Source organism: Amycolatopsis sp. VC5-11, from assembly GCF_037034185.1.
Lineage (GTDB): Bacteria > Actinomycetota > Actinomycetes > Mycobacteriales > Pseudonocardiaceae > Amycolatopsis > Amycolatopsis nivea.
Genome location: NZ_JBAGKF010000012.1, coordinates 174,428 through 195,932 on the forward strand (window position 1 = coordinate 174,428; position 21,505 = coordinate 195,932).

Consider the following 21,505-nt stretch of genomic DNA (forward strand, 5'->3'; position numbering starts at 1 on the left):
ACCTCCGGGTAGCCGGGGAGGACTCAACGCACGGGAGGACTTGTCATGACCGAGACCGTCGGCGACTACCTGCTTTCGCGGCTGCGTGACTGGGGCGTGGAACAGGTGTTCGCATACCCCGGCGACGGGATCAACGGTCTCGTCGCGTCCTTCGGCAAGGCAGACAACCAGCCGCGCTTCGTCCAGGCCCGGCACGAGGAGATGGCCGCCTTCTCCGCGGTCGGCTACGCGAAGTTCAGCGGGGCCGTCGGCGTGTGCATGGCGACGTCCGGGCCCGGCGCGATCCACCTGCTGAACGGGCTCTACGACGCGAAACTCGACCACGTCCCGGTCGTCGCGATCGTCGGGCAGACCGCGCGCACCGCGATGGGCGGCAGCTACCAGCAGGAGGTCGAACTCCAGGCGCTGTACCGGGATGTCGCGAACGAATACTGCATCGAGGTGAACGTCGCCGAGCAGCTGCCCAACGCGCTCGACCGCGCGTTCCGGGTCGCGCAGGCGTCGCGCACGCCGACCGCGCTGATCATCCCGGCGGATCTGCAGGAAGAGCCGTACGAGCCGCCGCAGCACGCGTTCAAGCAGATGCCGTCGAGCCCGCCCGGGACCGCGTGGCCGAATCCGGTGCCGCCCGAACCCGCGATCAGCGAAGCGGCCGACGTGCTCAACGCCGGAGAAAAGGTCGCGATCCTCGTCGGGCAAGGCGCGCGCAGTGCGGCCGACGAGGTGCGCCAGGTCGCCGACCTGACCGGGGCCGGCGTGGCGAAAGCGTTGCTGGGCAAGGACGTTCTCCCCGACGACCTGCCGTACGTGACCGGCGCGATCGGCCTGCTCGGCACCCGGCCGAGCTACGAGATGATGCGCGACTGCGACACGCTGCTGATCGTCGGGTCCAATTTCCCGTACAGCCAGTTCCTGCCGGAGTACGGCCAGGCCCGCGCGGTGCAGATCGACATCGACGGCCGGTTCATCGGCATGCGCTACCCCACCGAGGTCAACCTCGTGGGCGACGCCGCGGCGACCCTGCGCGCGCTGCTGCCGAAGCTGAACCGGACCGAAAACCGTTCGTGGCGCGAGAAAATCGAGAAGAACGTCGGCGACTGGTGGACCACCATGGACCAGCAGGCCGAGGTCGACGCGAAACCGGTCAACCCGATGCGGATCGTGCACGAGCTGTCGAAGCAGATCCCGGGCGACGCGATGGTCACCGCCGATTCCGGCTCGTCGACCAACTGGTACGCGCGCAATCTCCGGATCCGCGAAGGCATCCGCAGCACGCTGTCCGGCACGCTCGCGACGATGGGCCCCGGCGTGCCGTACGCGATCGGCGCGAAGTTCGCGCATCCCGACCGGCCGGCGATCGCGCTCGTCGGCGACGGCGCGATGCAGATGAACGGGATGGCCGAGCTGATCACCATCGCCCGCTACCACGGGTTGTGGACCGATCCTCGGTGCATCATCTGCGTGTTCCACAACAACGACCTCAACCAGGTCACGTGGGAGCTGCGCGCGATGGGCGGCGCGCCGAAGTTCGAGGAATCGCAGTCGCTGCCGGACGTCGACTACGCCGGGTTCGCCCGCAGTGTCGGCCTCGAAGGCGTGAACGTCGACGACCCGGGCGATCTCGCGTCGGCCTGGCGGACCGCGTTCGCCGCGGACCGGCCGACGGTGCTGGACGTGCGCTGCGACGCCGAGGTTCCGCCGATTCCGCCGCACGCGACGTTCGAGCAGATGAAATCGGTGACCGAGTCCGTGCTCAAGGGCGATCCCGAAGCGTTCCACCTGATGTTCCAGGGTGCGAAGACGAAGCTGCAGGAGTTCTTGCCCGGACGGTCGCGGTGACCGTCGCCGCCCCGCACATCGAACGCATCGACGCGCGCGCCTACCAGGTGCCCACTCCTTCGCCGGAAGCCGACGGCACGCTCTCCTGGGATTCCACCACGCTCGTCGTGGCCAGGGTGCGGGCCGGCGGCACCGACGGTCTCGGCTGGACGTACGCCGATTTCTCGTGCGTCCCGCTGATCGAAGGCAAACTAGCCTCCGCCGTCGTGGGAAAACCGGTCTTGGACCCGCCCGCGTGCTGGACCGCGATGCAGCACGCGATCCGGAACCTCGGCCGCCCCGGATTGGTCTCTTGTGCACTGTCCGCTGTGGACATCGCGATCTGGGACGCGGCCGCGCGGCTGCTCGACGTTCCGCTGAGCCGCCTGCTCGGCCGGGTGCACGACGAGGTCGACGTGTACGGCAGCGGCGGCTTCACCTCGCAGGACGACGACGAGCTGGTCGCGCAGCTGGACCACTGGGTGCGCGAGCAGCGCATTCCGCGTGTGAAGATCAAGATCGGCGAGTCCTGGGGATCCGCGGTCGCCCGCGACATCGGCCGGGTCCGGCTGGCCCGGGAGACGATCGGGGACGACGCCGCGCTGTACGTCGACGCGAACGGCGGCTATTCGGTCGGCCGGGCCCGCCGGATCGCGGATACCTTGCGGGAGTTCGGCGTGACCTGGTTCGAGGAGCCGGTGTCCAGCGACGATCTGCCCGGGCTCGCGCAGCTGCGCACGCCCGACGGACCGGACATCGCCGCCGGTGAATACGGCTACGACCTGCCGTACTTCGCCCGGATGCTGCCGTCGGTCGACTGTCTCCAGGTCGATGTGACGCGCTGCGGCGGCTACACGGAATGGCGGCGCGTCGCCGCCCTCGCCGCCGCCGCGAACCGCGAGGTTTCCGCGCACTGCGCGCCGAATCTGTCCGCGCACGCGGCCGCCGCGACCCCGAACTTCCGGCACATCGAATGGTTCGCCGACCACGACCGGATCGAACGGGAACTGTTCTACGGCGGCCTCGATCCGAGCGGCGGCCGGGTCGCCCCGTCGATGTCCACCGCCGGGCACGGGCTGCGCCTGCACGCCGACGCCGCGGCCGAGTATGCGGTCAAGGAGGGCCGATGAGCACCGCCGAACTCCCCAATCCCGTGGTCCGCGTGCCGGAACCGGCCGAAATCGACATCGAAGCCCTCGCTGCCGCGTTGCGCGAGCGGGTCGAGGGCGAGGTCCGCTTCGACGACGGCAGCCGCGCCGCCTACTCCACCGACGCGTCCAATTTCCGCCAGGTCCCCCTCGGCGTTGTCGTGCCGCGCTCCCCCGACGACGGCGTCGAAGCGCTGGCCGTCGCGAGGGAGTTCGGCGCGCCGGTGCTTTCGCGGGGCGGCGGCACGAGCCTCGCAGGCCAGTGCACGAACACCGCCGTCGTGCTCGACTGGTCGAAGTACTGCTCCGAGCTGGAATCCGTCGACGCGGAGAACCGCACCTGCGTGGTGCAGCCGGGAATCGTGCTGGACGACCTCAACCGGCAGCTCGCCGACACCGGACTCCGGTACGGTCCCGAGCCGGCCACGCACATGAATTGCACCCTCGGCGGCATGATCGGCAACAACTCCTGCGGCGCGACCGCCCAGCGCACCGGCAAGGTCGTGGACAACATCGTGCGCCTGGAAGTGCTGCTGGCGGACGGAACCCGGTTCTGGTGCGGCAAAACCAGCGACGCCGAGTACGCCGAGATCGAGCACCACGGCGACCGGCGCGCCGCGATCTACCGGCAGCTGCGCCGGCTGCGCGACGAATACGCCGACGAGATCCGCCGCCGCTTCCCGGACATCCCGCGCCGGGTGTCGGGCTACAACCTCGACTCGCTGCTGCCCGAACACGGCTTCGACATCGCCGGACTGCTTGTCGGCAGCGAATCGACGCTGGTCACGGTCCTGCGCGCGGAACTGAAACTGGTGCCGGTGCTGCCGGAGCGCGCGATGGTCGTGCTGGGCTACCCGGACATCGCGACGGCCGCCGACGCGGTGCCGGACATCCTGCCGCACGAACCGATCGCGCTCGAAGGCGTCGACCACCGGCTCCTCTACGACGAACGGTTGAAGAACCTCAACGAAAAAGCCCGCGAGGAGCTGCCCCGCGGACGGGCGTTCCTGATGGTCCAGTTCGGCGGGCAGACGCTCGAAGAGGCCGACAAACAAGCGCGCGGGCTGCTCGACTCCATCGAGGGCGCCGAGGTCGCTTTCCTCGACGACCCGGCGAAGGAAGCCGAACTCTGGCAGGTCCGCGAAGCCGGGCTAGGCGCGACCGCGCACGTCCCCGGCGAGCGGGACACCTTCGAGGGCTGGGAAGATTCCGCGGTAGCGCCGGAGAAACTCGGCGACTACCTCCGTCGGTTGGACGCGCTGTACGCGGAATTCGGCTACGCCGACGAAACCGGGCCGAGCCTGTACGGCCACTTCGGACAGGGCTGCGTGCACACGCGGATCCCGTTCGACCTCTACACCGCGTCCGGCGTCGCGACCTACCGGAAGTTCATGGAACGCGCCGCCGACCTGGTCGCGGAGTTCGGCGGCTCGTTCTCCGGCGAGCACGGCGACGGGCAGAGCCGCGGCGAACTGCTGCCGCGCATGTTCGGCAACGACCTGGTCACCGCTTTCGGCCAGCTCAAGGCGATCTTCGACCCGACCGACCGGATGAACCCGGGCAAGGTCGTCGCGCCGTACTCGCTGGACGAAAACCTGCGGCTCGGCGGCTCGTGGTCCCCCGCCGAGCCGCAGGACCTCTACTTCCGCTTCCCGCACGACGGCGGCTCGTTCTCCCAGGCCGCCAACCGGTGCGTCGGCGTCGGCCGCTGCCGTCAGTCCACTTCGGAAAGCGGCGACGTGATGTGCCCGTCCTACCAGGTCACCGGCGAGGAGGAACACTCCACGCGCGGCCGGGCGCGGCTGCTGTTCGAGATGCTCAACGGCCACCACGACGGCCCGATCTCCGACGGCTGGCGCTCCACCGAGGTCCGCGACGCGCTCGACCTGTGCCTTTCCTGCAAGGGCTGCAAATCGGACTGCCCGGCCGATGTGGACATGGCCACCTACAAGGCGGAATTCCTCGCCCACCATTACGAAGGCCGTCCGTGGAAACGGCCGCGGTCGGACTTCAGCATGGGCTGGCTGCCGCTGGTCGCCCGGCTGGTGGGGAAAACCCGCACGACGCGGCTGGTGAACCTGCTGAGCAAAACCCGCCTCGCGACGCGGGCCGCCGGGGTCGAGGACCGCGAAATCCCCCGCTTCGCCCCGAAAACGCTGCCGCGGTGGTTCGCCCGGCATCAACCCGCCGGGACCGGCGCGCGCGGCACCGTGCTGTTGTGGCCGGACACCTTCACGTCCTACTTCCACCCGCACGTCGCCGAGGCCGCCGTGCGAGTGCTGGAGGACGCGGGGTGGAGGGTGGAACTGCCGGAGCCGTCCGTGTGCTGCGGCCTGACCTGGATTTCCACCGGCCAGCTCGGCGTCGCGAAACGAGTTCTCACGCGCACCGTGCGCACGCTGGCCCCGCATCTCCGGAACGGCGGATTGGTGCTCGGCCTGGAACCCAGCTGCACCGCGGTGTTCCGCTCCGACGTGGCCGAACTGTTCCCCGGCGACCAGGACGTCCGGCGGCTGCGGGACCAGACCGTGACCCTCGCGGAATTGCTGACCCAGCACTCCCCCGGGTATCGGCCGCCGCAGATCCCGGGGCACGCACTCGCCCAAGTGCACTGTCACCAGCACGCGGTGCTGGGCTGGGACGCGGACAAGAAACTGCTGCAGGCGGCCGGAGTAGACGTCGAACGGCTGGATTCGGGCTGCTGCGGCCTCGCCGGGAACTTCGGCTTCGAGCGGGGGCATCTGGAAGTCAGCAAGGCTTGTGCGGAACGGGTGCTGCTGCCGCGAGTACGCCAGGCGGACCGCCGGACGGCGGTGCTGGCGGACGGGTTCAGCTGCCGGACTCAACTGCACGAACTGGACAGCGGCGGACGCGAAGGCATCCATCTCGCCGAACTGCTGGCCGCCGGTCTCGACTCGAAAGACCGCTGAACGTCCGTGAAGGGCTCCTTGAGGGAACTAGATTCCGGCAAGGAGCCCTTCACGGACGTTCAGCGGTCAGCCGCCGGGCACGGTTTCCCCACCCAATGCAGCCAGCACCTCGCCGCTGTAATACGAAGACAGCCGATTCGACGCGAGGAACACATACGACGGCGCGAGATCATCCGGATGCGCCGCCCGCTGCATCGGCGCTTGCAAGCCGAACTTCTCCACCTTGTCCGGCGGGAACGTCGACGGGATCAACGGCGTCCACACCGGACCCGGCGCGACGCAGTTCACCCGGATCCCCCGGTCGGCCAACGCCTGCGCCATCGCGTACGTCCACGCGTGAATCGCGCCCTTGGTCGCCGAGTAATCGATCAGGCTCTTATTGCCGCGCAAGCCGTTCACCGAACCGGTGTTGATGATGACGTCGCCATCGCCCAGATGCGGCAAGGCGGCGGCAGTCACCCGGAAATAGCTGTGCAGATTCACGTCGAACGTGTGCATCCACTGTTCTTCGGTCAGGTCCTCGGGACGGTCCACCGGCCATTGCGTCGCCGCGTTGTTGACCAGGATGTCCAGTCCGTCCAGTTCGGACAGTGTGCGCTCGACGATGTCCCGGCACTGCTTCGCCTCGGCGAGATCGCCGGGCAGCAGCAGGCATTCCCGGCCCTCCGCGCGCACCCGGTCCGCGGTGTACTCGGCGTCCTCGTGCTCGTTGAGATACGAGATCGCGATGTCCGCGCCTTCTTTCGCGAAGGCGATCGCCACCGCGCGGCCGATTCCGGAATCGCCGCCGGTGATCAGCGCGCGTTGTCCGGTCAGCAGGCCGCGGCCCTCGTAGTCGGTCATCGAATCGCGCGGCTGCGGGTCCATTTCCGCGGTGGTGCCCGGCGGGTCCTGCTGCTGCGGAGGTCGGATGCGGTCGGCCACGGGAGTCCTCCCCGGAAAGTCGGTTCTGTTCCTTTCCGGCTACCCGCTGTGCCGCCGTTCAATCGCGGGCCCGCTCCGACGCGGGAAAGGCCGCGCAACCGTCCCCCTGCGACGGTTGCGCGGCCCTTCGCCCCCTGAACCCGCTCTGCGGATGCGCGGCGGTTACCCCGGCCCGCGACAGGCAAAACGCGGGGGCGATCAGTAATCGTGCGACAGCGCCTCGACCAGCACGCCGGTGTCCGGATTGGGCATGGCGCGGGCGACGTCCGCCTGGGCGACGACGCCGATCAGGTCGTGGCCGTCGATCACCGGCAGCCGGCGCACCCGGTGCTGCGACATGGTCTGCAGGATTTCGGTGACGTCGTCGTCCGCGCCGATCGTCACCGCTTCTCCCTGCGCCAGCTCGCCCGCGTGCACCGCGCGCGGGTCCTTGCCCTCGGCGATCACCTTCACCACGATGTCGCGGTCGGTCAGCATTCCCTTCAGCCGGTTGTCCTCGCCGCACACCGGCAGCGCGCCCAGCTGTTCGCGCGCCATCGTCTGCGCGGCGTCGTTCACGGTGTCCGACTCGCGCACGCACACGGCGTTCGGTGTCATCAAATCGCGGGCGGTGGTCATGGGTTCTTCTCCTTCCTCCCGGTCACTCCCCGGCTACCCGCGTTCCCGGCGGTTACGCCTCCCGGGCAGTTTCTCCTCCGCCCGCCCGGGTAACCGGAGCGCGTGGAAGGAGCCGACATGCCAGAACCGTTCCCGTCCGACCCGGTCCGCGCGGAAGGCCCGCCGCTGGTCGCGGCAGGCCGGCCCGGCGCGCCCCGGCTGATCGTGCTCGACCCGGCGGGCGCGGCCAAACACGACGGCCTGCCCGCCACCTGGCGTCCGCTCGCCGAGGACCACGAGATCCTCTGGTACCGGATTCCGGTCGAGAGCGCGTGGCGCGAAACCGCGGAAACCCTTGCCGCTCCCGGGCACAGCGACCTCGTCACGAGCGGTCCCCTCGCTGCCGAGGCGCTGCAGCTGGCGGCCGAACATTCGGGCTCGCTGCGGTCCGTCCTGCTCGTCGACCCGGCGGCGGAAGGCGTGGTGAGCCCCGGTGACGCCGCCGTCGCCGACGAAGCCTGGCTGGTCCAGCACGACGCCGAGATCGCCGCGTTGCGCGAGTCCGGCGTCGAAGTCGAGGTGCTGGCGCACAGCCGCGACGACCCGGGCGACCAGGTGCCGAGCCCGCTGCCGCTGGGCCACGACTGGGTCGTCGACGCGCTCCGCGAAACCCTCGCACAGCTGGAATCCCGCTGATCGGTTTCGCCGTCCCCCTGCCGGGTACGCCTCGAAAAAGGAAGGGAGGAAGCCGTGCTGGAGGAAATGAACCGGACGCCCGCGCACGAGAAGTCCACCGCGGACCTCGCGGCCGATCTGACCACTTCCATCAAGCGCCTGCTCCAAGACGAATTCCGCTTGGCGATGGCCGAGCTCCAGGCGAAGGGGAAGCGCTTCGGCATCGGAGCCGGGCTGGTCGGGTTCGCCGGTGTGCTCGCGCTGCTCGGCGGCGCGACGCTGATCGCCGCGGCCGTGCTCGCCTTGGCGCTCGTGGTGCCCGGCTGGCTGTCCGCGCTGATCGTCGGAGGCGCGTTGCTGCTGGTCGCGGGGCTCGCCGCGCTGGTCGGCGGCAAGGAAGCACGCAGCGCCGGGCCGGTGGTGCCGGAGGAATCCGTCGAACGGGTCCGCGAAGACGTCGAGACGATGAAGGGGGGCGGTCATGACCGAACGCAAAGTTGAGCAGGCCCGGGCGGACCGGGACGTCACCCGCGAGGAATTGGCCGAGACGCTGGACGCGCTGAGCCACAAGCTGGACGTCCGGACGCGGGCCGCCGAGAAGGTCGACGCGACCATAGACCGGGCCGCCGAACAGGTCGAGAAGACCGTATCGGCACCGGCCGCGGAGAAGGTCCGCGCCGGCGCGCAAGCGGTCCGGAACAACCCGCTCCCGCTGTTCGCGGCGGTTTTCGGCAGCGTGTTCGTGCTTCGTTTCCTGATCCGCCGCCGGCACGCACACCGGAAGCAAGGCGACGCATGCTGACCGATCGGGAACAGCGTGCACTGAACGAAATCGAACGCGGTTTGTCCGCCACGGATCCGCGGCTCAGCGCCGAGCTGGCCCGCGGATCCGGGCGTCGGCGCCGTTCCGCGCTCGAGATCCTGGCGATCGTCACCAGCGTGGTGATGATCGCGACCGGGGCGTTCGACTCGCGGCCGGGCATGATCGTGGCCGGGGTGGTCGCGCTCGCCGCGCTCCTGGGCGGGCCGTTCGCGGTGCGGCACTGGAAAGCCGGATCCTCCCGTTGAGCCGCGTTCGCTGAGCACGACGAACGGCACCGGCTCCCCGTTGTTGGCGGACTGCCAAATGCTTTCGCCCTGCGCGCCCGCCGCCAGTCGTACCGCTACAGCGTCGGTTTCCCCGGCTTCGCTGCTTTTCCTCGCACGGCATTCTGGTTCCCTTGCGCAGCGAAGCCCATTTTGTCCCGTTTTCCCGGATGCCCGGTTCGCCGGAACCGCGGCCGCCGTTGCCCGATAGTACTTTCGGCCGATGTCCGCAGGGCGAAAACCCGCCGAAAGGCGTGGGCCATCCCGGGGTTCTTTCCCTCGTCCCGGTTTCCGCGTCCAAGATCGTCTTAGGGTTGGGCGTACTTGGTGATCTTGAAACCGGAATGAGGGGCCCATGCGAAAACGGACCAGGATTCTCGGCAGAACGCTCGCCGCGGCGGGCACCCTCGCGGCGCTGACGATGGCCACGGCCGTCCCGGCGACCGCGGCGCCGCGGGCGGCCGAGCCGACGTCGGTCGACCAGGACATCGCGCAGCTGTACCAGGACGTCGAAGACCTCTACAACGGGCTGCCCGCGAACGCGCTGCGCGGCGTCGACCCGCTGTTCGACTCGCCGGTCAAGCGGCCGGGCCAGCAGGCGCACGCCGCGCAGGGCCCGATCCCGGGCTGCACTGAGGGATCGCTGCTGACGTACGCGAACAAGCTCGCGTCTTCGCTGTCCCCGACCGAGAACAAGGCGCTCAGCGCGCTGAGCGCGATCGGCCAGCTCTACACCCAGGCCGTCGCCAGCGACAAGACCCCGCAGGTCTTCGGCACCGACGGGCAGTACACGCCGCGCGCCGGCGCGACGATCGACAAGCTGCGCGGGTTCTGGGACATCGAGAGCTGGAACATCCAGCTGGTCGCCTGGAAGGGCACCGACCTGGGCAGCCAGGACCGCACCACGCAGACGTTCAAGCTCGGCCTCGACCCGAAGCGGGCCGCGGAAGCGGGCGCGCTCGCGACCAAGGTGCTCTACGAGGTCCCGGCGCTGCAGGGCGGCCGCCACCCGCTGCTGACCCTGAACGCGTTCTCCGCCCCGGCCGACAGCCTCGGCGGCAAGCGCATCATGCTCGGCGACGGCCTGCTCGACGTGGTCAACCACCTCGGCTTCGACGACGTGTCGGTGGAAGCGGTCGTCGGCCACGAGTACGGCCACCAGGTCGACTTCGCGCACGAGAACTACCCGCGCGACGAATCCGGCGAGATGGGCCCGGACGCCTACGGCGGCTACTTCGGAGCGCACGCCAAGGGCGAGGCCTGGAACGCCCGCACGCAGCAGGAGGTCACGTACCTCGACGCCTCCATCGGCGACTGCTACCACAGCCACGGCACCCCCGACCAGCGCAAGGCCGCCGGCGCGTGGGGCGAGAAGCAGGCCGTGAGCCAGAACAACCCGAACCGGATCATCCCGTCCGCGAAGATGATCGAGAAGTTCCAGAAGGAATACCCGAAGCTGATGCCGCCCGCCACGGCGGCACTGGCCGCGGCGCACTGAGCCACGCCGGAGCGGGCCCCGTTTCTCACGGAACGGGGCCCGTTCGCGTGTTCAGGTGGCGATGGTGGCCAGCGGGTCGAAGCCGTACGTGCGGGCGTAGCCGTTCTCGGTGCCGACGAGCAGGTCGACGATCTCGAAATACCGGTCCCAGAACGGAGTTTCGCGCAGGGCGTCGATCAGGAGCTGGTAGGCGTGGTGGTCGTCGGCCTCCCAGACCCAGACGTCGGTGACGCGCGCGGAGTAGAACTCGGTGTCGTAGAACCGGGACCGGACGCCGGTGGTTTTCGCTTCGATCGCCGGGACGACCTGGGTGGCGAACGCGGCCGCCCGTTCCTTCGGGGTCAGGGCGAGCCATTCCGGCGTGGTTTTGACCAGCAGGAACGCGGTCACTGGCGGATTTTCGAGGGACATTGCGGATCCTTAGGCGTCGAAAGCGGGTTTGAGGGTCTCCGCGCACCACTGTTCGAACGTGGTCGGAGACGCGGTTTCGGCAGTGCGCGTGACACCGGCGTCGAGGCCGTTGTCCTTGGCGTACTTCATGTCCGCGATGCCGTGGACGAAAGTTTCGTTGAGCCCGTAGCCGATGAGTGTGGACCGCAGGTCGTCCAGCGACTCGCGCTCGTAGCGGACCGGACGGCCGAGCTGCTCGGTCATGATGCGGGCCAAGTCGTTGGGAGACAAGTCTTCCGGCCCCAGAACCGGGACGTCGGCGAAGCCGGTCCAAGACCGGTCTCGCAACAGCCGGACGGCGACCGCGGCGATGTCCGCGACGGCGACGAGCGGAGCCTTGCGGTCCGGGTCCAGGACGTCGCTGTAAACGCCCCTCTCCCGGATCGAATCGACTTCCTCCAGCAGATTCTCGAAGAAGGACGGGTTGGCCAGCGCCCGATACGCGACGCCGGTGCCCGCGATGAGCTCGTCCATCGCGAGCGACGCGGTCACGAGCCCCGCCCGGTCGGCGACCGCGGTGCCGCGGCCAAGCGCCGAGACCCCGACGACATGCCCGACGCCGTGTGCGACAAGCGCTTTCGCCGCCGGGCCGGCGAAGCCGCTCCAGCCTTCTGCCGGAGTCCGGGTGGAATCTGGTGGCACGACCCAGAAAACGGCGTCCGCGCCCGCGAAAGCCCGGTCGACCACCTCGGGGTCGCCGTGCGAACCGACGACGACCTCGACGCGCTCGCGCACCGCGTCCGGCAGTCGCGCGGGGTCGCGGACGATCACCCGCGAATCCTCGCCCGCGTCGAGCAGTTCGCTCAGCACGCGGCTGCCGATGTTTCCGGTAGGGGCAGTGATGACGATCATGAAAACCTCCGTGGGGTACGCCCTCGATCCTGCTGAGCGCCGCCGCGATGCCACAATGGGAACTTCGGCACGCAATCCTTGCCTGAAATGGAATTACCCTGGTGAACAGCCTGAATCCGGCGATCGACGCCAACCTGGCCGTCGCTTTGGACGCCCTGCTGACCGAGCAGAGCGTCACCCGCGCCGCCGCGCGCCTGCACACCTCGCCGGCCGCGATGAGCCGCACGCTCGCCCGGTTGCGGCGCATCCTGCAAGACCCGTTGCTGGTCCGGGCCGGGCAAGCCATGGTCCCCACGCCGCGCGCCCAATCCCTGCGCGACGAAGCCGCCGCCGTGGTGCAAAGCCTGAACGCGCTGCTCAGCCCCGGTGCCGTCGTGGATCCCGCGACACTGCGGTCAACTTTCACGATCCAAACCGCGGACCTGGTCGGCGCCGCCCTCGCTGTCGGGCTTCTGCAACTCACCCGCGAGGAAGCCCCCGGCATCTCGCTCCGCGTCCGGGCCGAAGAACTGGAAGCCGGTTCAGCCCTCCGCGACGGCCGCCTGGACCTTGAGGTCGGCTCCATCGACCACGTCGATCCCGAGACGCAGGTCGAAAAGCTGCTCACTTTGCGCATGGTCGCCGCCGTCCGCCCCGATCACCCCCTGGCTTCGGAACCGTTGACCCCGGCCCGGCTCGCCGCGGCGGACCACGTCGCCGTCAGCCGCCGCGGCCGGTTCGCCGGCCCCCTCGACGCGGCGCTGGCCGAACACAACCTCCGCCGCCGGGTCGCGATCGTCCTGCCGAGCCACCTGGCCGCGATGGCGGTCGCCGCCCGCAGCGATGTGGTGTGCCTGATCCCCGCGTCGCTCCCCGGCGAACCGCCCTCGCCGCTCACCGCCGACGCGACCGCGCTCGGCCTGCGACTTCTCGACATCCCGGTCCCGTTGCCGCCGTTGGAGATCGGCATGGCTTGGCATCCGCGGCAGTCCGCCGACGGAGCACACCGCTGGCTCCGGGCCGCGGTGCGGCGGACGCTTTGCGCGATCCCGTGAGGGTCGTGTTGTTTTGGCGGTAAGTTGCCCCGCGTGGAGTTCGCAGTCGCCGACGACGAGGTATGGCTCTCCGTTTTCGACACCCTCCCGCAATGGGAAGACGCGTCGGGCGACAGCTACGTGCGGGAACTCAAGATCCCCGTATCCGAGACCGGGGAACTCCACCTCAGCTGGGACCCAGTCGAGCGGAGCGTCCGCCTCCGGTACCGCCAGGGGCCGGACGTCGTCGTCGACGTCTTCCGCGAACAAGCGACCGTGCTGACGATCCACCAACCCGGCCCCGTCATCGCCGTCGAGTACCGCGCCGAAGACTGCCTCGGCCGGATGCGCGTGCAGCTGCAGCCAACCTTCGCCCTGGAGGACGTCTTCCTCCGCACCTGACGCCGAACGACCCCCCACGCCGCAGTTAAACCCCTTCACCTTTCCTATTGACCTTCACCAACGCTGCGCTATAGGCTTTCACTCTCGTTAAGTCTATTAACTCCCCGGAGCAGCCCCATGCGCAGCATCAACCCGAAAACCTCACGCCCCCTTCGCCGCACAGCCTTGCTCGCCGTCCCGCTGGCCGCCGTTCTCACCCCAGCCCCCGCCCAAGCCGCCGTTCCCGGCCCGGCCTCGCCGACCTGCCAGGGCCACGGTGTCGACCCGGCCGCGAAAGCCCGCCACCGCGCCGAAATCCTCATCCACGCCCCGCTGCACCGGATCTGGGACCTCCACACCGACGTGGAAGCCTGGACGTCCTGGCAGAAACCCGCCGCCCCGATGACCGTGCGCCGCCTGGATCCCGGCCCGCTGCGCAAACATTCACGATTCCAAGCGACCGTCCAGGTGCCCTCGGTTCCGCCGAGCACAGTGGTCATCAACTCCACCGTCCGCCAACTCCAGCGCGGCAACTGCCTCCGCTGGACCGGCCCGGCAGACGCCACCGGCTACCACATCGACGGCGTCCACGTCTGGACCTTCCGCCCCACCCGCGACGGCGTCCTCGTCCGCACCGAAGAAAGCCACTCGGGCCCCCAAGCCGACCCGACGTCCGACATGGGCCTCGAGACCTGGCTGAGCGACCTGAAAACCACCGCCGAAACCGGTTGCCGCGGCTGACCCGCGCCCCGGCCGCCGCTGCAGCTCGTCAGCCACCGGGTCACCCGGGGCCCGGGCACCGGCCGCGAAAGCAGCCCGCCGAACCGACGCCCGCGCCGACCACCGTCAGCGCCTCCGGGCCACCAACAGTTCCCCGCCGCCAAGAACTCCGCCGAACCAACCCGCGCCGCGTCCGAACCGACCAGCCGCCACGAGGGCCGTCCGGCGAAACCGGCACCTCGGCGCAACGGATCCCGCGGCGACGAACCCGGCTCCAAGACCTCCGCCGCACCACTCCGCCTCCGCGCGGATCCGCCCAGAGACCTCCGCCCCACCGCCAATCCACCCCGCAGCCACGCAGGTCCGCTCAAAGGTCCCCGCCGCACCAGCCCGCCTCCGCACAGGTCCACCCCAGGACCTCCGCCGCACCACCAATCCGCCCGCGGCCGCGCAGGTCCGCCCAAAGACCTCCGCCGCACCACCCCGCCTCCGCGCAAGTCCGCTGAGAGACCTCCGCCGCACCACCAATCCACCCCGCGTCCGCACAAACCCGCCCCCACGACCGCCCGCAGCTCAGACCACACCCGGACCGAAGCGACCCCGGCTCCCGCGATCACTCCGAGTCGAGCACCGACCGCAGCGTCCGCAGCAACGGCCCGGCGTCCGTCCCGAACATCTCCGTGTCCACCTGCTCCACCGCGGTCACCGCGCGACCGGCCAGATCCCGGCCCTTCTCGGTCAGCCGCACCAGTTTCGCGCGGGTGTCACCGGAGTCGACCGTCCGGGTCACCAGTCCGGCCGCCTCCAGCCGGGCGATCACCTGGGACGTCATCTTGACATCGGTCCCCGCCTGCGCGGCCAGTTCCTGTTGCCGCGGCGGTGTTCCGTGCGTTTCCAGCCACCAGCAGCACGCGAGCAGCACGAACTGCACGTGCGTGAGCCCCAGCGGTTCGAGCGTCTGCCGGATCCGCCGCTGCCACGCCAAAGTCACGTGCCACAGCAGAAAACCCGGACTGTCCCCCGGCCCCGCGAACCGCGTCATCGTGCGGACCGCTCCGCGTAGCCGAGGAGATCGCTCATGGCGACCGGAAAGTCCTCGCTGATCTGCGGTCCCAGCTCCGGCCCCGCCGAGCCTTCGATCTCCAGCCGATGCGTCACGCGCGTCCCGCCGCCGGAGAGCGGGGCGAGCGTGTGCCGGAACCGCAGCACCACGTCGCCGAAGCGGGTTTCGTCTTCGTAGACCTCGTTTTCGGCCAATTCCGTGATGCGCGAACGGAACGTGTCCTGCCCCTGCGGCGTGACCGACAGCTCGGTCCCCTTCTCGAACGGCCCGTGCAACTCGAACCGGTCACTGCGCTCGCTCAACGACGTCCCGCTGTGCAACGCCCGCAGCGCGGCCCACACCGCCTCCGGGCTCGCCGACGTCTCCGCGCTGTAGTCAGTGGTCCACATAAGCCCTCCCAGTTAGTATGCGCAGAGACTATCTGCGCGCAGACTATCTGGCAAGACCACCCGACCAGGATGGTCAGGCGAAGTATGGCCGCGTCGCACTGGGCGCGGGCGAGCAGGCGGTGATCCCGGTACGGCTACTCGAACGCATCCCAGGCGATCTCGTCACCGGCCACAGTCATGCGGCCAGCAGCCCGAGTCCCCGCACGCACAGGCGAGCATCGGGGTTGGCCGCGCCGCGGTCGAAACCAGGGCCATGGTCAGTCAACGAGCGCGGCCGCACCTCACGCAGGGCTTTCGTCCGCCTCCCGGCGTTCGGCCAGAATCTCCGTCACCCGCTCCCCGGGCAGCGCGCTCCGCAGCGCCAACGCCATCACCACCGCGGTCAGCACCAGCGACGCCACCGCACCCAGCGAAAAGTCCAGGACTCCCAGGTTCCCGGCATGCTTCGAAGCCTCCGGATACGTGCCGAGGTAGCTGATCACCGCGAGCCCGGCGAACCACACCAGCACCCACCAGCCGTGGCGGAAGTCCAGTTTCGGCGACTTCTTCGCGAACGCCTGGTTCAGCGCGAGCAGAAGATAGCCGAACGCGATCACCACGAACAGTTTCCAGTTCGTGTCCCACCCGGTCCAGTAGATGATCAGGTTGGTGGAGAACAGCGCCAGGAACGCGACCGCCCACGTAAAGCCGCGGCCGAGGCGGAACGGGCGCTCGCGGCTCGGCAGCTGGCTGCGCATCGCCAGCAGCACCAGCGGACCCGACCCGAACGACAGCACAGTGCTGTTCGTGACGAACGAAACCAGTTTGTTCCACCCGGGGAAGGGCAGGAAGAAGAAGCAGCCGATGACGAACGCCAGGATCAGGCTGACCCACGGCACGCCGGTGGAGTTCACCTTCGCGAGTCCGGACGGCGCGTTTCCGTTGCGCCCCATGGCATACGAGATGCGCGCGGTGACGCCGGTGTAGATCAGGCCGGTGTCGCCGGGCGAGATGATCGCGTCGGCGTACAGCAGGGTGGCCAGCCAGCCGATGCCGAGCACGCTCGAGATCGCGGCGAGCGGGCCGAACGTGGCCAGGACGTCGCTGCCCGCGGTGAAGTTCGAGCCGACGTGTTCCCAGCCCTGTTTGCCGATCGCGTCGGACGGGGCCGCGCCGATGAACGCGATCTGCAGCAGCACGTACAGGATTCCGGTGAGCACGACCGAACCGATGAGCGTGAGCGGCACGTTGCGTTTCGGGTTCGCCGTCTCCCCCGCCAGTTCGACGCCTTGCCGGAAGCCGAAAAACGAGAACGCGATGCCCGCGCTCGCGACCGCGGAGAAGATTCCGTGCGTCCCGTACGGGGCGAATCCGCCGTAGTCCGTGAAATGCCCGGGATGGAACGCGGTCACCAGGAAAACGACGATCACCAGCGCGATGACCGCGAGTTTCCACCACACGAGCACATTGTTGATCCGGGCGAACCAGCGCACGCCGAAGAAATTCACCAGCACGAAGAAAGCCAGCAGCAGGATCGAGATCCCGGTGCCCGCCGGGGTGAGCACAGCGTTGCGGTCGGCGTCGAGCGTTTCCAGCCAGGGCAGGTAATTCGTGGCGTACTGGACGACCGCGAGCACCTCGATCGGCGACACCGCGGCCGCCGCGATCCATGTCACCCAGCCCATGGAAAAACTCGCGAAGGAACCGAACGAATAGTGCGGGAACCGCGCGACGCCGCCCGAATGCGGGAACATGGTGCCCAATTCGGCGTACGTCATCCCGATCAGCACGAACATGACCGCGCCGATCCCCCACGACACGATCGCCGCGGGCCCGGCGAGCTGCGCGGCGTTGAGCGCGCCGAAGAGCCATCCGGACCCGATGATCGACCCCACCGCGGTGAACAGCAGCCCGATCGGGCCGAAGTGCTTCTTCAGCCGCTTGTCGTCGCCCGCGACGACCGCTGGGGACGGCTGTTCGGTCGTTCCGGCTGTGTCCATGGCGCGGCCTCCTGCCGGGTCGGCGGTCCGCTTCCACTCTCCTCCCGCGGCGGTGCGCGCAGAATAAGCGGACATAAAATTGTTACCTTGTGCACCATTCGGTGCCAGGCCGGGATCTTGCTCGGTTCGCCGTTGCCGCACAACGGTATTCGCGAGTTATGTCCGACATCACCGGTTTCCCGCGCCGGCCTACCAGGTCGCTCGCAGAATCCCGGTCACGTCCGCCGCCGAGGCCTCCCGCGGGGTGTTCGCCAGCACCCCGTCCGCCAGGGTGTCGGCCACCAGGTCCGGCAGATCCCCTTCGCCGATGCCGAATTCGCGCAGCCGGCCGGCCAGGTCGACCTCGGCGACCAGGCGTTCGACCGCCGCGATCGCCGCGTCCGCGTTGTGCGCGACCGATTTCCGGGCATCGGCGACGCCCAGCGGTTCCGCCAAGCGCGCCAGCCGCTCTTCCCGCACCGCGCGGTTGAACCGCAGGCATTCGGCGAGCACCAAGGCGAGCGCCTGGCCGTGCGGCAGGTCGAACCGGCCGCCGAGCGAGTGCCCGATGCCGTGCACCACGCCGAGTCCGGTCGTCCGCATCGCCTGGCCCGCCGTGTGCGCCGCGAGCATCAGGTTCGCCCGCGCCGCCAGATCTCCGCCGACGGAGACCGCGCGGCGCAGGTTCTCCGCGACCAAACGGACGGCTTGCAGGTCCAGACCATCCGCCCACGGGTTGGGCCGGGCGGAGAGAAAGGACTCCACGGCATGGGTCAGGCAGTCGATCCCAGCAGCCGCGGTCGCGCGCGGCGGCAGGCTCAGGGTGAGCGCCGGGTCGAGAAGTGCGTACCGGGCAAGGCAAGCCGGGCCGCCGAGGTAGCACTTGCGCTGCTGCCGGGGATCGGTGATGACGCCGAGGTCGTTGCACTCCGAACCGGTGCCGGACGTGGTCGGGATCGCCACGATCGGCAACGCGGGCACCAGGTCCGCCGAAACTTCGGTGCTCCAAGTGAGTTCGGCGGCCGGACGGTCGTTGACGGCGGCCAGCGCGATCGCCTTCGCCGCGTCCAAAGCGGACCCGCCGCCCAGCGAGACCACCGCCTGCGCCTCGGCCGCGCGCACGAAAGCGCCGCCCGCGTCGACGTCGTCGGTGGTGGGATTCGGGTGCACCTCGGAGAAAATCTCGACCGCGAGCCCGTCTTGACATACCAACTGGGCTGCCTGCTCGGGCAACGGAGTCGCGACGAGCCCGCGATCACTGACCAGCACGATCTTCCGCGCGCCGATCGCCCGGATCAATCGCGGCAGCTGGTCAACGGCACCAGCGGCGAACGTGGCAGCCGGATACGGACCGATTTCGATGGCTGAGATCTCCGGCATGCCTACCTCCCGAACCGGTTTTCGTCGATCGCGACGCCCAGCCCGGGCGCGGACGGCACGTGCAGCAGTCCGTCCGCGTCGATGTCCAGCGGGGCGGAAAGCAGGAAGTCGCGGCGTTCCGGCGTCCACACCGGCGGGTCGTAAGGGAATTCGAGGTACGGTCCCCCGCCGACGCCCGCGGTCACGTGCAGGTTCGCGACCAGGCCGAGGCCGTTGGACCAGGTGTGCGGCGTGAAGAGCCGGTTGCGCGCCAGCACCACCTCGGCGAGCGTGCGGGCGCGCAGCATTCCGGCGGCGAGCGCGACGTCCGGCTGGTAGACGTCGAGGGTGTCGGCTTCGACCAGGTCCAGCAGCTCGTTGAAGGTCCGGACCATTTCTCCCCCGGCGACGCGGACCCCGGCGTCCCGCACCGCGCGCAGGCCGGGCCGGTCGTCCAGCGGCAGCGGTTCCTCGAGCCAGAAGACGTCCACTTCGCGCAGCGCCGCGGCGAAGCGCCGGACCGCCGCCGGGTCGGGCGAAGGCCGCACGTCGCCGGGCATCCGCCACGCCTGGTTCAGGTCGGCCATCAGCGTCATCTCCGGTCCGACCGCCTCCCGGACCGCCCGCATGGTGCGGATCCCGCCCGCGAAATCGTCCGCGGCCAGCCGGATCTTCGCCGCCGGGAACCCGCTGTCGCGCACCCCGGTCATCATCTCGGCCCGCTCGTCGGCAGGCAGGATCCGCCCGGTCGACGCGTACGCCGGGATCGCGTCCGCCGCGCCGCCGAACAGCGTCGCGACCGGAACGCCGAGGACCTTCCCGATGACGTCCCACAGCGCGATCTCCAGCGGCCAGTAGCGCCCGGCGTGGAACGCGATCGTCTCCAGCGCACGCACGTGGCGGCTGATCGCCATCGGATTCTGACCGAGGAACAGCTCCGCGTACGGCTCGAAGCCCGCCATCGTGTCGCCGGAGCCGTAGCCGACCACGCCCTCGTCGGTCACGACCTTGACCACCGTCGCGTCGAAGCGCGTGCGCGGCACCGGATCCCACGCCGCGTCGAACGGCGGATCGAGCGGCAGCGTCCCGGGCAGCAGCTGGATGTCGGCGATCTTCACGCATCGGACGGTAACCGCGGATTGACGGTCGCCCAATCGTTGTTGCACAGTCCTCAACATGGCGAACCAGCGCACCTACGGTTCGGGCCTGGTCCGCGACGTCGACCTGCTCGAAGTCCTCGCACTGCCGGAAGCGCGCGACGGGCTCGGCGTGTCCCGCGTAGCCGAACTGTCCGGGCGGGACAAAGCCCAGGTCTCGCGCGCCCTCGCGACGCTCGCCGACGCCGGCCTCGTGTCGCGCGACGAGCACACCCGCGCGTACCGGCCGGGCTGGCGGCTGTTCGCCTTGGCCACGCACGCCACCGAAACGCATCTCGCGCACCTCGCCGCGCCGTTTCTGCGCACGATCGTGGCGCGGCTCAACGAAACGACGCATCTGTGCGTCCTGCGCGCCGGGCAGGTGTTCACCCTCCGGAGCGAACTCGCGTCCCACGCTTTTCGCGGACTCGGCTGGGAAGGCGTCGGCGTCGACCCGTTCACGACCTCACCCGGACGGGTGTTATTGAGCGAATGGGACGAGGAAACCCTCGGACACTGGTGGCGGACCTTCGGCGCCGCCGCCACGCACCCGCTCCCCGACCTTCCCGGCACCGCCGAGGAACCGCCGCCGCTCACGCTCGACCAACTGGCCGGGAAGCTCGCGGGGATCCGGGAACGCGGCTACGAAACGGTGGACGAGGAGTTCGAACCGGGGTTGGTCGGCGTGTCCGCCCCGGTGTACGGCTTCCGGGGCGACATCGTCGCGGCAGTCAACGTGTCCGCCCCGAAATCGCGCCTCGGCGGACGCCTGCCCGCGGCCGGCCGGTTCGCCCGCAGCGTCGCCGACCGGATCTCCGCCGTGCTCGGCGCGCCGGGATGACGGTCATTTATGCTGCGCCAAAGCGTCTCTTACCGGCAGGTGGTCGCATGTACGAAATCCCGCCCACGGCGGCCATGCAACGCTGGTCAGTCTCGGTCGACGGCGCCCACGCGATCTTCGCCTGCGCGCCGTGGCTCGAAGACCACACCGCCGACCGGGTGCTGCCGCGCCTGTGGCCGGGCCGCGGACTGGGAGTCAGCGACGCCGACACCGCCGGTTTCGCCGCCGCGATCGCCGAGACGATGAAGGCCCCGAACTACTGGACCGCCAGCCACGCCGCAGCGCGCGCCTGGCAGGACCAGCCGTGGTCCCCCGCCCGCCGCGACCACGACGACGGTTTCGTGTACTTCGCCGGACCTTGCGGAGAGCCGGGGGTTTCGGCGGGGTACCGACCGGCTTACCACCTGCCGCTGGCACTGCGGGATCTGCGGGGCTTGCGGATCCGGGTGACGGCTTACCTGCGCGGGGTGCGGGTTCCTGGCTGAGCCGTGCTTCGCCGCTGAGGCGACGTGGTGTTCTCGGGGGTGTTTGGTTCATGCATAATCCTCGCCCCCCGGGCTGCGGTCGACGGGCCCAAAGACAGGCCTCGGCCGCCGGCAGCCAGCTGACTCGTGCATAACCCCGGCCCGCCCGTAATCGCCCGCTCCGCGCACAAACCTCGCCCCGA

Annotated in this window: 22 protein-coding genes; 13 read left to right on the forward strand and 9 right to left on the reverse strand. The window is 69.7% G+C overall.

Annotated features, from left to right (window positions below; translation table 11 throughout):
- The first annotated feature begins 45 nt into the window (after window positions 1–45).
- From WA670_RS30410 to WA670_RS30420, 3 genes are read left to right on the forward strand one after another with little or no spacing between them, the layout of a single operon-like run.
- Window positions 46–1,839, forward strand: coding sequence for a thiamine pyrophosphate-requiring protein (locus WA670_RS30410; protein WP_037813280.1), 1,794 nt, complete (start codon window positions 46–48; stop codon window positions 1,837–1,839).
- Window positions 1,836–2,948: an enolase C-terminal domain-like protein gene (locus tag WA670_RS30415; RefSeq protein ID WP_336159597.1), complete on the forward strand. Its 1,113-nt coding sequence runs from the start codon at window positions 1,836–1,838 to the stop codon at window positions 2,946–2,948. Before WA670_RS30410 ends, WA670_RS30415 begins: the two co-directional genes overlap by 4 nt.
- A complete protein-coding gene (locus tag WA670_RS30420) occupies window positions 2,945–5,896 on the forward strand; it encodes an FAD-binding and (Fe-S)-binding domain-containing protein (RefSeq protein WP_336159598.1) in 2,952 nt (983 codons plus the stop codon). The genes WA670_RS30415 and WA670_RS30420 overlap by 4 nt, the downstream gene beginning before the upstream one ends.
- Before the next feature lie 66 nt (window positions 5,897–5,962).
- On the opposite strand, the gene WA670_RS30425 is transcribed toward WA670_RS30420, so the two are convergent.
- Both WA670_RS30425 and WA670_RS30430 read right to left on the reverse strand, forming a co-directional pair.
- On the reverse strand, window positions 5,963–6,820 hold the full coding sequence (locus tag WA670_RS30425; RefSeq protein WP_037813286.1) for an SDR family oxidoreductase: 858 nt from the start codon (window positions 6,818–6,820) through the stop codon (window positions 5,963–5,965).
- A 198-nt stretch (window positions 6,821–7,018) separates the two neighbouring features.
- Window positions 7,019–7,438 (reverse strand): CBS domain-containing protein, encoded by a 420-nt coding sequence (locus WA670_RS30430; RefSeq protein ID WP_037813288.1) that lies wholly within the window; start codon window positions 7,436–7,438, stop codon window positions 7,019–7,021.
- Between the two features lie 117 nt (window positions 7,439–7,555).
- Between WA670_RS30430 and WA670_RS30435 the strand changes: the two genes are divergently transcribed.
- The 5 genes from WA670_RS30435 (at window position 7,556) to WA670_RS30455 (ending at window position 10,676) form a co-directional block, all read left to right on the forward strand.
- Window positions 7,556–8,113 carry a hypothetical protein gene (locus WA670_RS30435; RefSeq protein WP_037813291.1) on the forward strand — a complete coding sequence of 186 codons (558 nt, stop codon included), beginning with the start codon at window positions 7,556–7,558 and terminating at the stop codon, window positions 8,111–8,113.
- A gap of 54 nt (window positions 8,114–8,167) precedes the next feature.
- Window positions 8,168–8,593 carry a phage holin family protein gene (locus WA670_RS30440; RefSeq protein WP_037813293.1) on the forward strand — a complete coding sequence of 142 codons (426 nt, stop codon included), beginning with the start codon at window positions 8,168–8,170 and terminating at the stop codon, window positions 8,591–8,593.
- Window positions 8,574–8,894 (forward strand): DUF3618 domain-containing protein, encoded by a 321-nt coding sequence (locus tag WA670_RS30445; protein ID WP_238607007.1) that lies wholly within the window; start codon window positions 8,574–8,576, stop codon window positions 8,892–8,894. The genes WA670_RS30440 and WA670_RS30445 overlap by 20 nt, the downstream gene beginning before the upstream one ends.
- Window positions 8,888–9,160, forward strand: coding sequence for a DUF3040 domain-containing protein (locus tag WA670_RS30450; RefSeq protein WP_037813297.1), 273 nt, complete (start codon window positions 8,888–8,890; stop codon window positions 9,158–9,160). The genes WA670_RS30445 and WA670_RS30450 overlap by 7 nt, the downstream gene beginning before the upstream one ends.
- A gap of 373 nt (window positions 9,161–9,533) precedes the next feature.
- A complete protein-coding gene (locus tag WA670_RS30455) occupies window positions 9,534–10,676 on the forward strand; it encodes a M48 family metalloprotease (protein WP_238607008.1) in 1,143 nt (380 codons plus the stop codon).
- Between the two features lie 51 nt (window positions 10,677–10,727).
- On the opposite strand, the gene WA670_RS30460 is transcribed toward WA670_RS30455, so the two are convergent.
- Together WA670_RS30460 and WA670_RS30465 are read right to left on the reverse strand one after the other, a co-directional pair.
- Complete coding sequence (locus tag WA670_RS30460; protein ID WP_238607009.1) at window positions 10,728–11,087, reverse strand: darcynin family protein; 360 nt, start codon at window positions 11,085–11,087, stop codon at window positions 10,728–10,730.
- A gap of 9 nt (window positions 11,088–11,096) precedes the next feature.
- A complete protein-coding gene (locus tag WA670_RS30465) occupies window positions 11,097–11,978 on the reverse strand; it encodes an NAD(P)H-binding protein (RefSeq protein WP_336159599.1) in 882 nt (293 codons plus the stop codon).
- Between the two features lie 101 nt (window positions 11,979–12,079).
- On the opposite strand from WA670_RS30465, the gene WA670_RS30470 reads away from it, so the two are divergent.
- The 3 genes from WA670_RS30470 to WA670_RS30480 all read left to right on the forward strand — a co-directional run bounded on the left by WA670_RS30470 (window position 12,080) and on the right by WA670_RS30480 (window position 14,113).
- A complete protein-coding gene (locus WA670_RS30470) occupies window positions 12,080–13,012 on the forward strand; it encodes a LysR family transcriptional regulator (protein ID WP_336159600.1) in 933 nt (310 codons plus the stop codon).
- 33 nt (window positions 13,013–13,045) lie between these two features.
- Window positions 13,046–13,393, forward strand: a complete 348-nt coding sequence (locus WA670_RS30475; RefSeq protein WP_078870475.1) for a hypothetical protein — start codon at window positions 13,046–13,048, stop codon at window positions 13,391–13,393.
- Between the two features lie 117 nt (window positions 13,394–13,510).
- Window positions 13,511–14,113 (forward strand): SRPBCC family protein, encoded by a 603-nt coding sequence (locus tag WA670_RS30480; protein ID WP_336159601.1) that lies wholly within the window; start codon window positions 13,511–13,513, stop codon window positions 14,111–14,113.
- Window positions 14,114–14,705: 592 nt separating this feature from the next.
- Here WA670_RS30480 and WA670_RS30485 read toward each other — a convergent pair.
- The 5 genes from WA670_RS30485 to WA670_RS30505 form a co-directional block, all read right to left on the reverse strand.
- Window positions 14,706–15,134 carry a MarR family winged helix-turn-helix transcriptional regulator gene (locus WA670_RS30485; protein ID WP_134662394.1) on the reverse strand — a complete coding sequence of 143 codons (429 nt, stop codon included), beginning with the start codon at window positions 15,132–15,134 and terminating at the stop codon, window positions 14,706–14,708.
- The gene (locus WA670_RS30490) at window positions 15,131–15,544 is read right to left on the reverse strand and encodes an SRPBCC family protein (protein ID WP_037813313.1); all 414 of its coding nucleotides are present in this window, start codon (window positions 15,542–15,544) and stop codon (window positions 15,131–15,133) included. Before WA670_RS30490 ends, WA670_RS30485 begins: the two co-directional genes overlap by 4 nt.
- A gap of 281 nt (window positions 15,545–15,825) precedes the next feature.
- On the reverse strand, window positions 15,826–17,523 hold the full coding sequence (locus WA670_RS30495; protein WP_037813314.1) for an APC family permease: 1,698 nt from the start codon (window positions 17,521–17,523) through the stop codon (window positions 15,826–15,828).
- Between the two features lie 189 nt (window positions 17,524–17,712).
- Window positions 17,713–18,882, reverse strand: a complete 1,170-nt coding sequence (locus WA670_RS30500) for an iron-containing alcohol dehydrogenase family protein (protein WP_336159602.1) — start codon at window positions 18,880–18,882, stop codon at window positions 17,713–17,715.
- 2 nt (window positions 18,883–18,884) lie between these two features.
- Window positions 18,885–19,979, reverse strand: coding sequence for a mandelate racemase/muconate lactonizing enzyme family protein (locus WA670_RS30505; protein ID WP_037813315.1), 1,095 nt, complete (start codon window positions 19,977–19,979; stop codon window positions 18,885–18,887).
- Window positions 19,980–20,037: 58 nt separating this feature from the next.
- Here WA670_RS30505 and WA670_RS30510 point away from each other — a divergent pair, with 58 nt between their 5' ends.
- Window positions 20,038–20,838: an IclR family transcriptional regulator gene (locus WA670_RS30510; RefSeq protein ID WP_037813317.1), complete on the forward strand. Its 801-nt coding sequence runs from the start codon at window positions 20,038–20,040 to the stop codon at window positions 20,836–20,838.
- A gap of 47 nt (window positions 20,839–20,885) precedes the next feature.
- Complete coding sequence (locus WA670_RS30515; protein WP_037813319.1) at window positions 20,886–21,323, forward strand: hypothetical protein; 438 nt, start codon at window positions 20,886–20,888, stop codon at window positions 21,321–21,323.
- The last annotated feature ends 182 nt before the right edge of the window (window positions 21,324–21,505 follow it).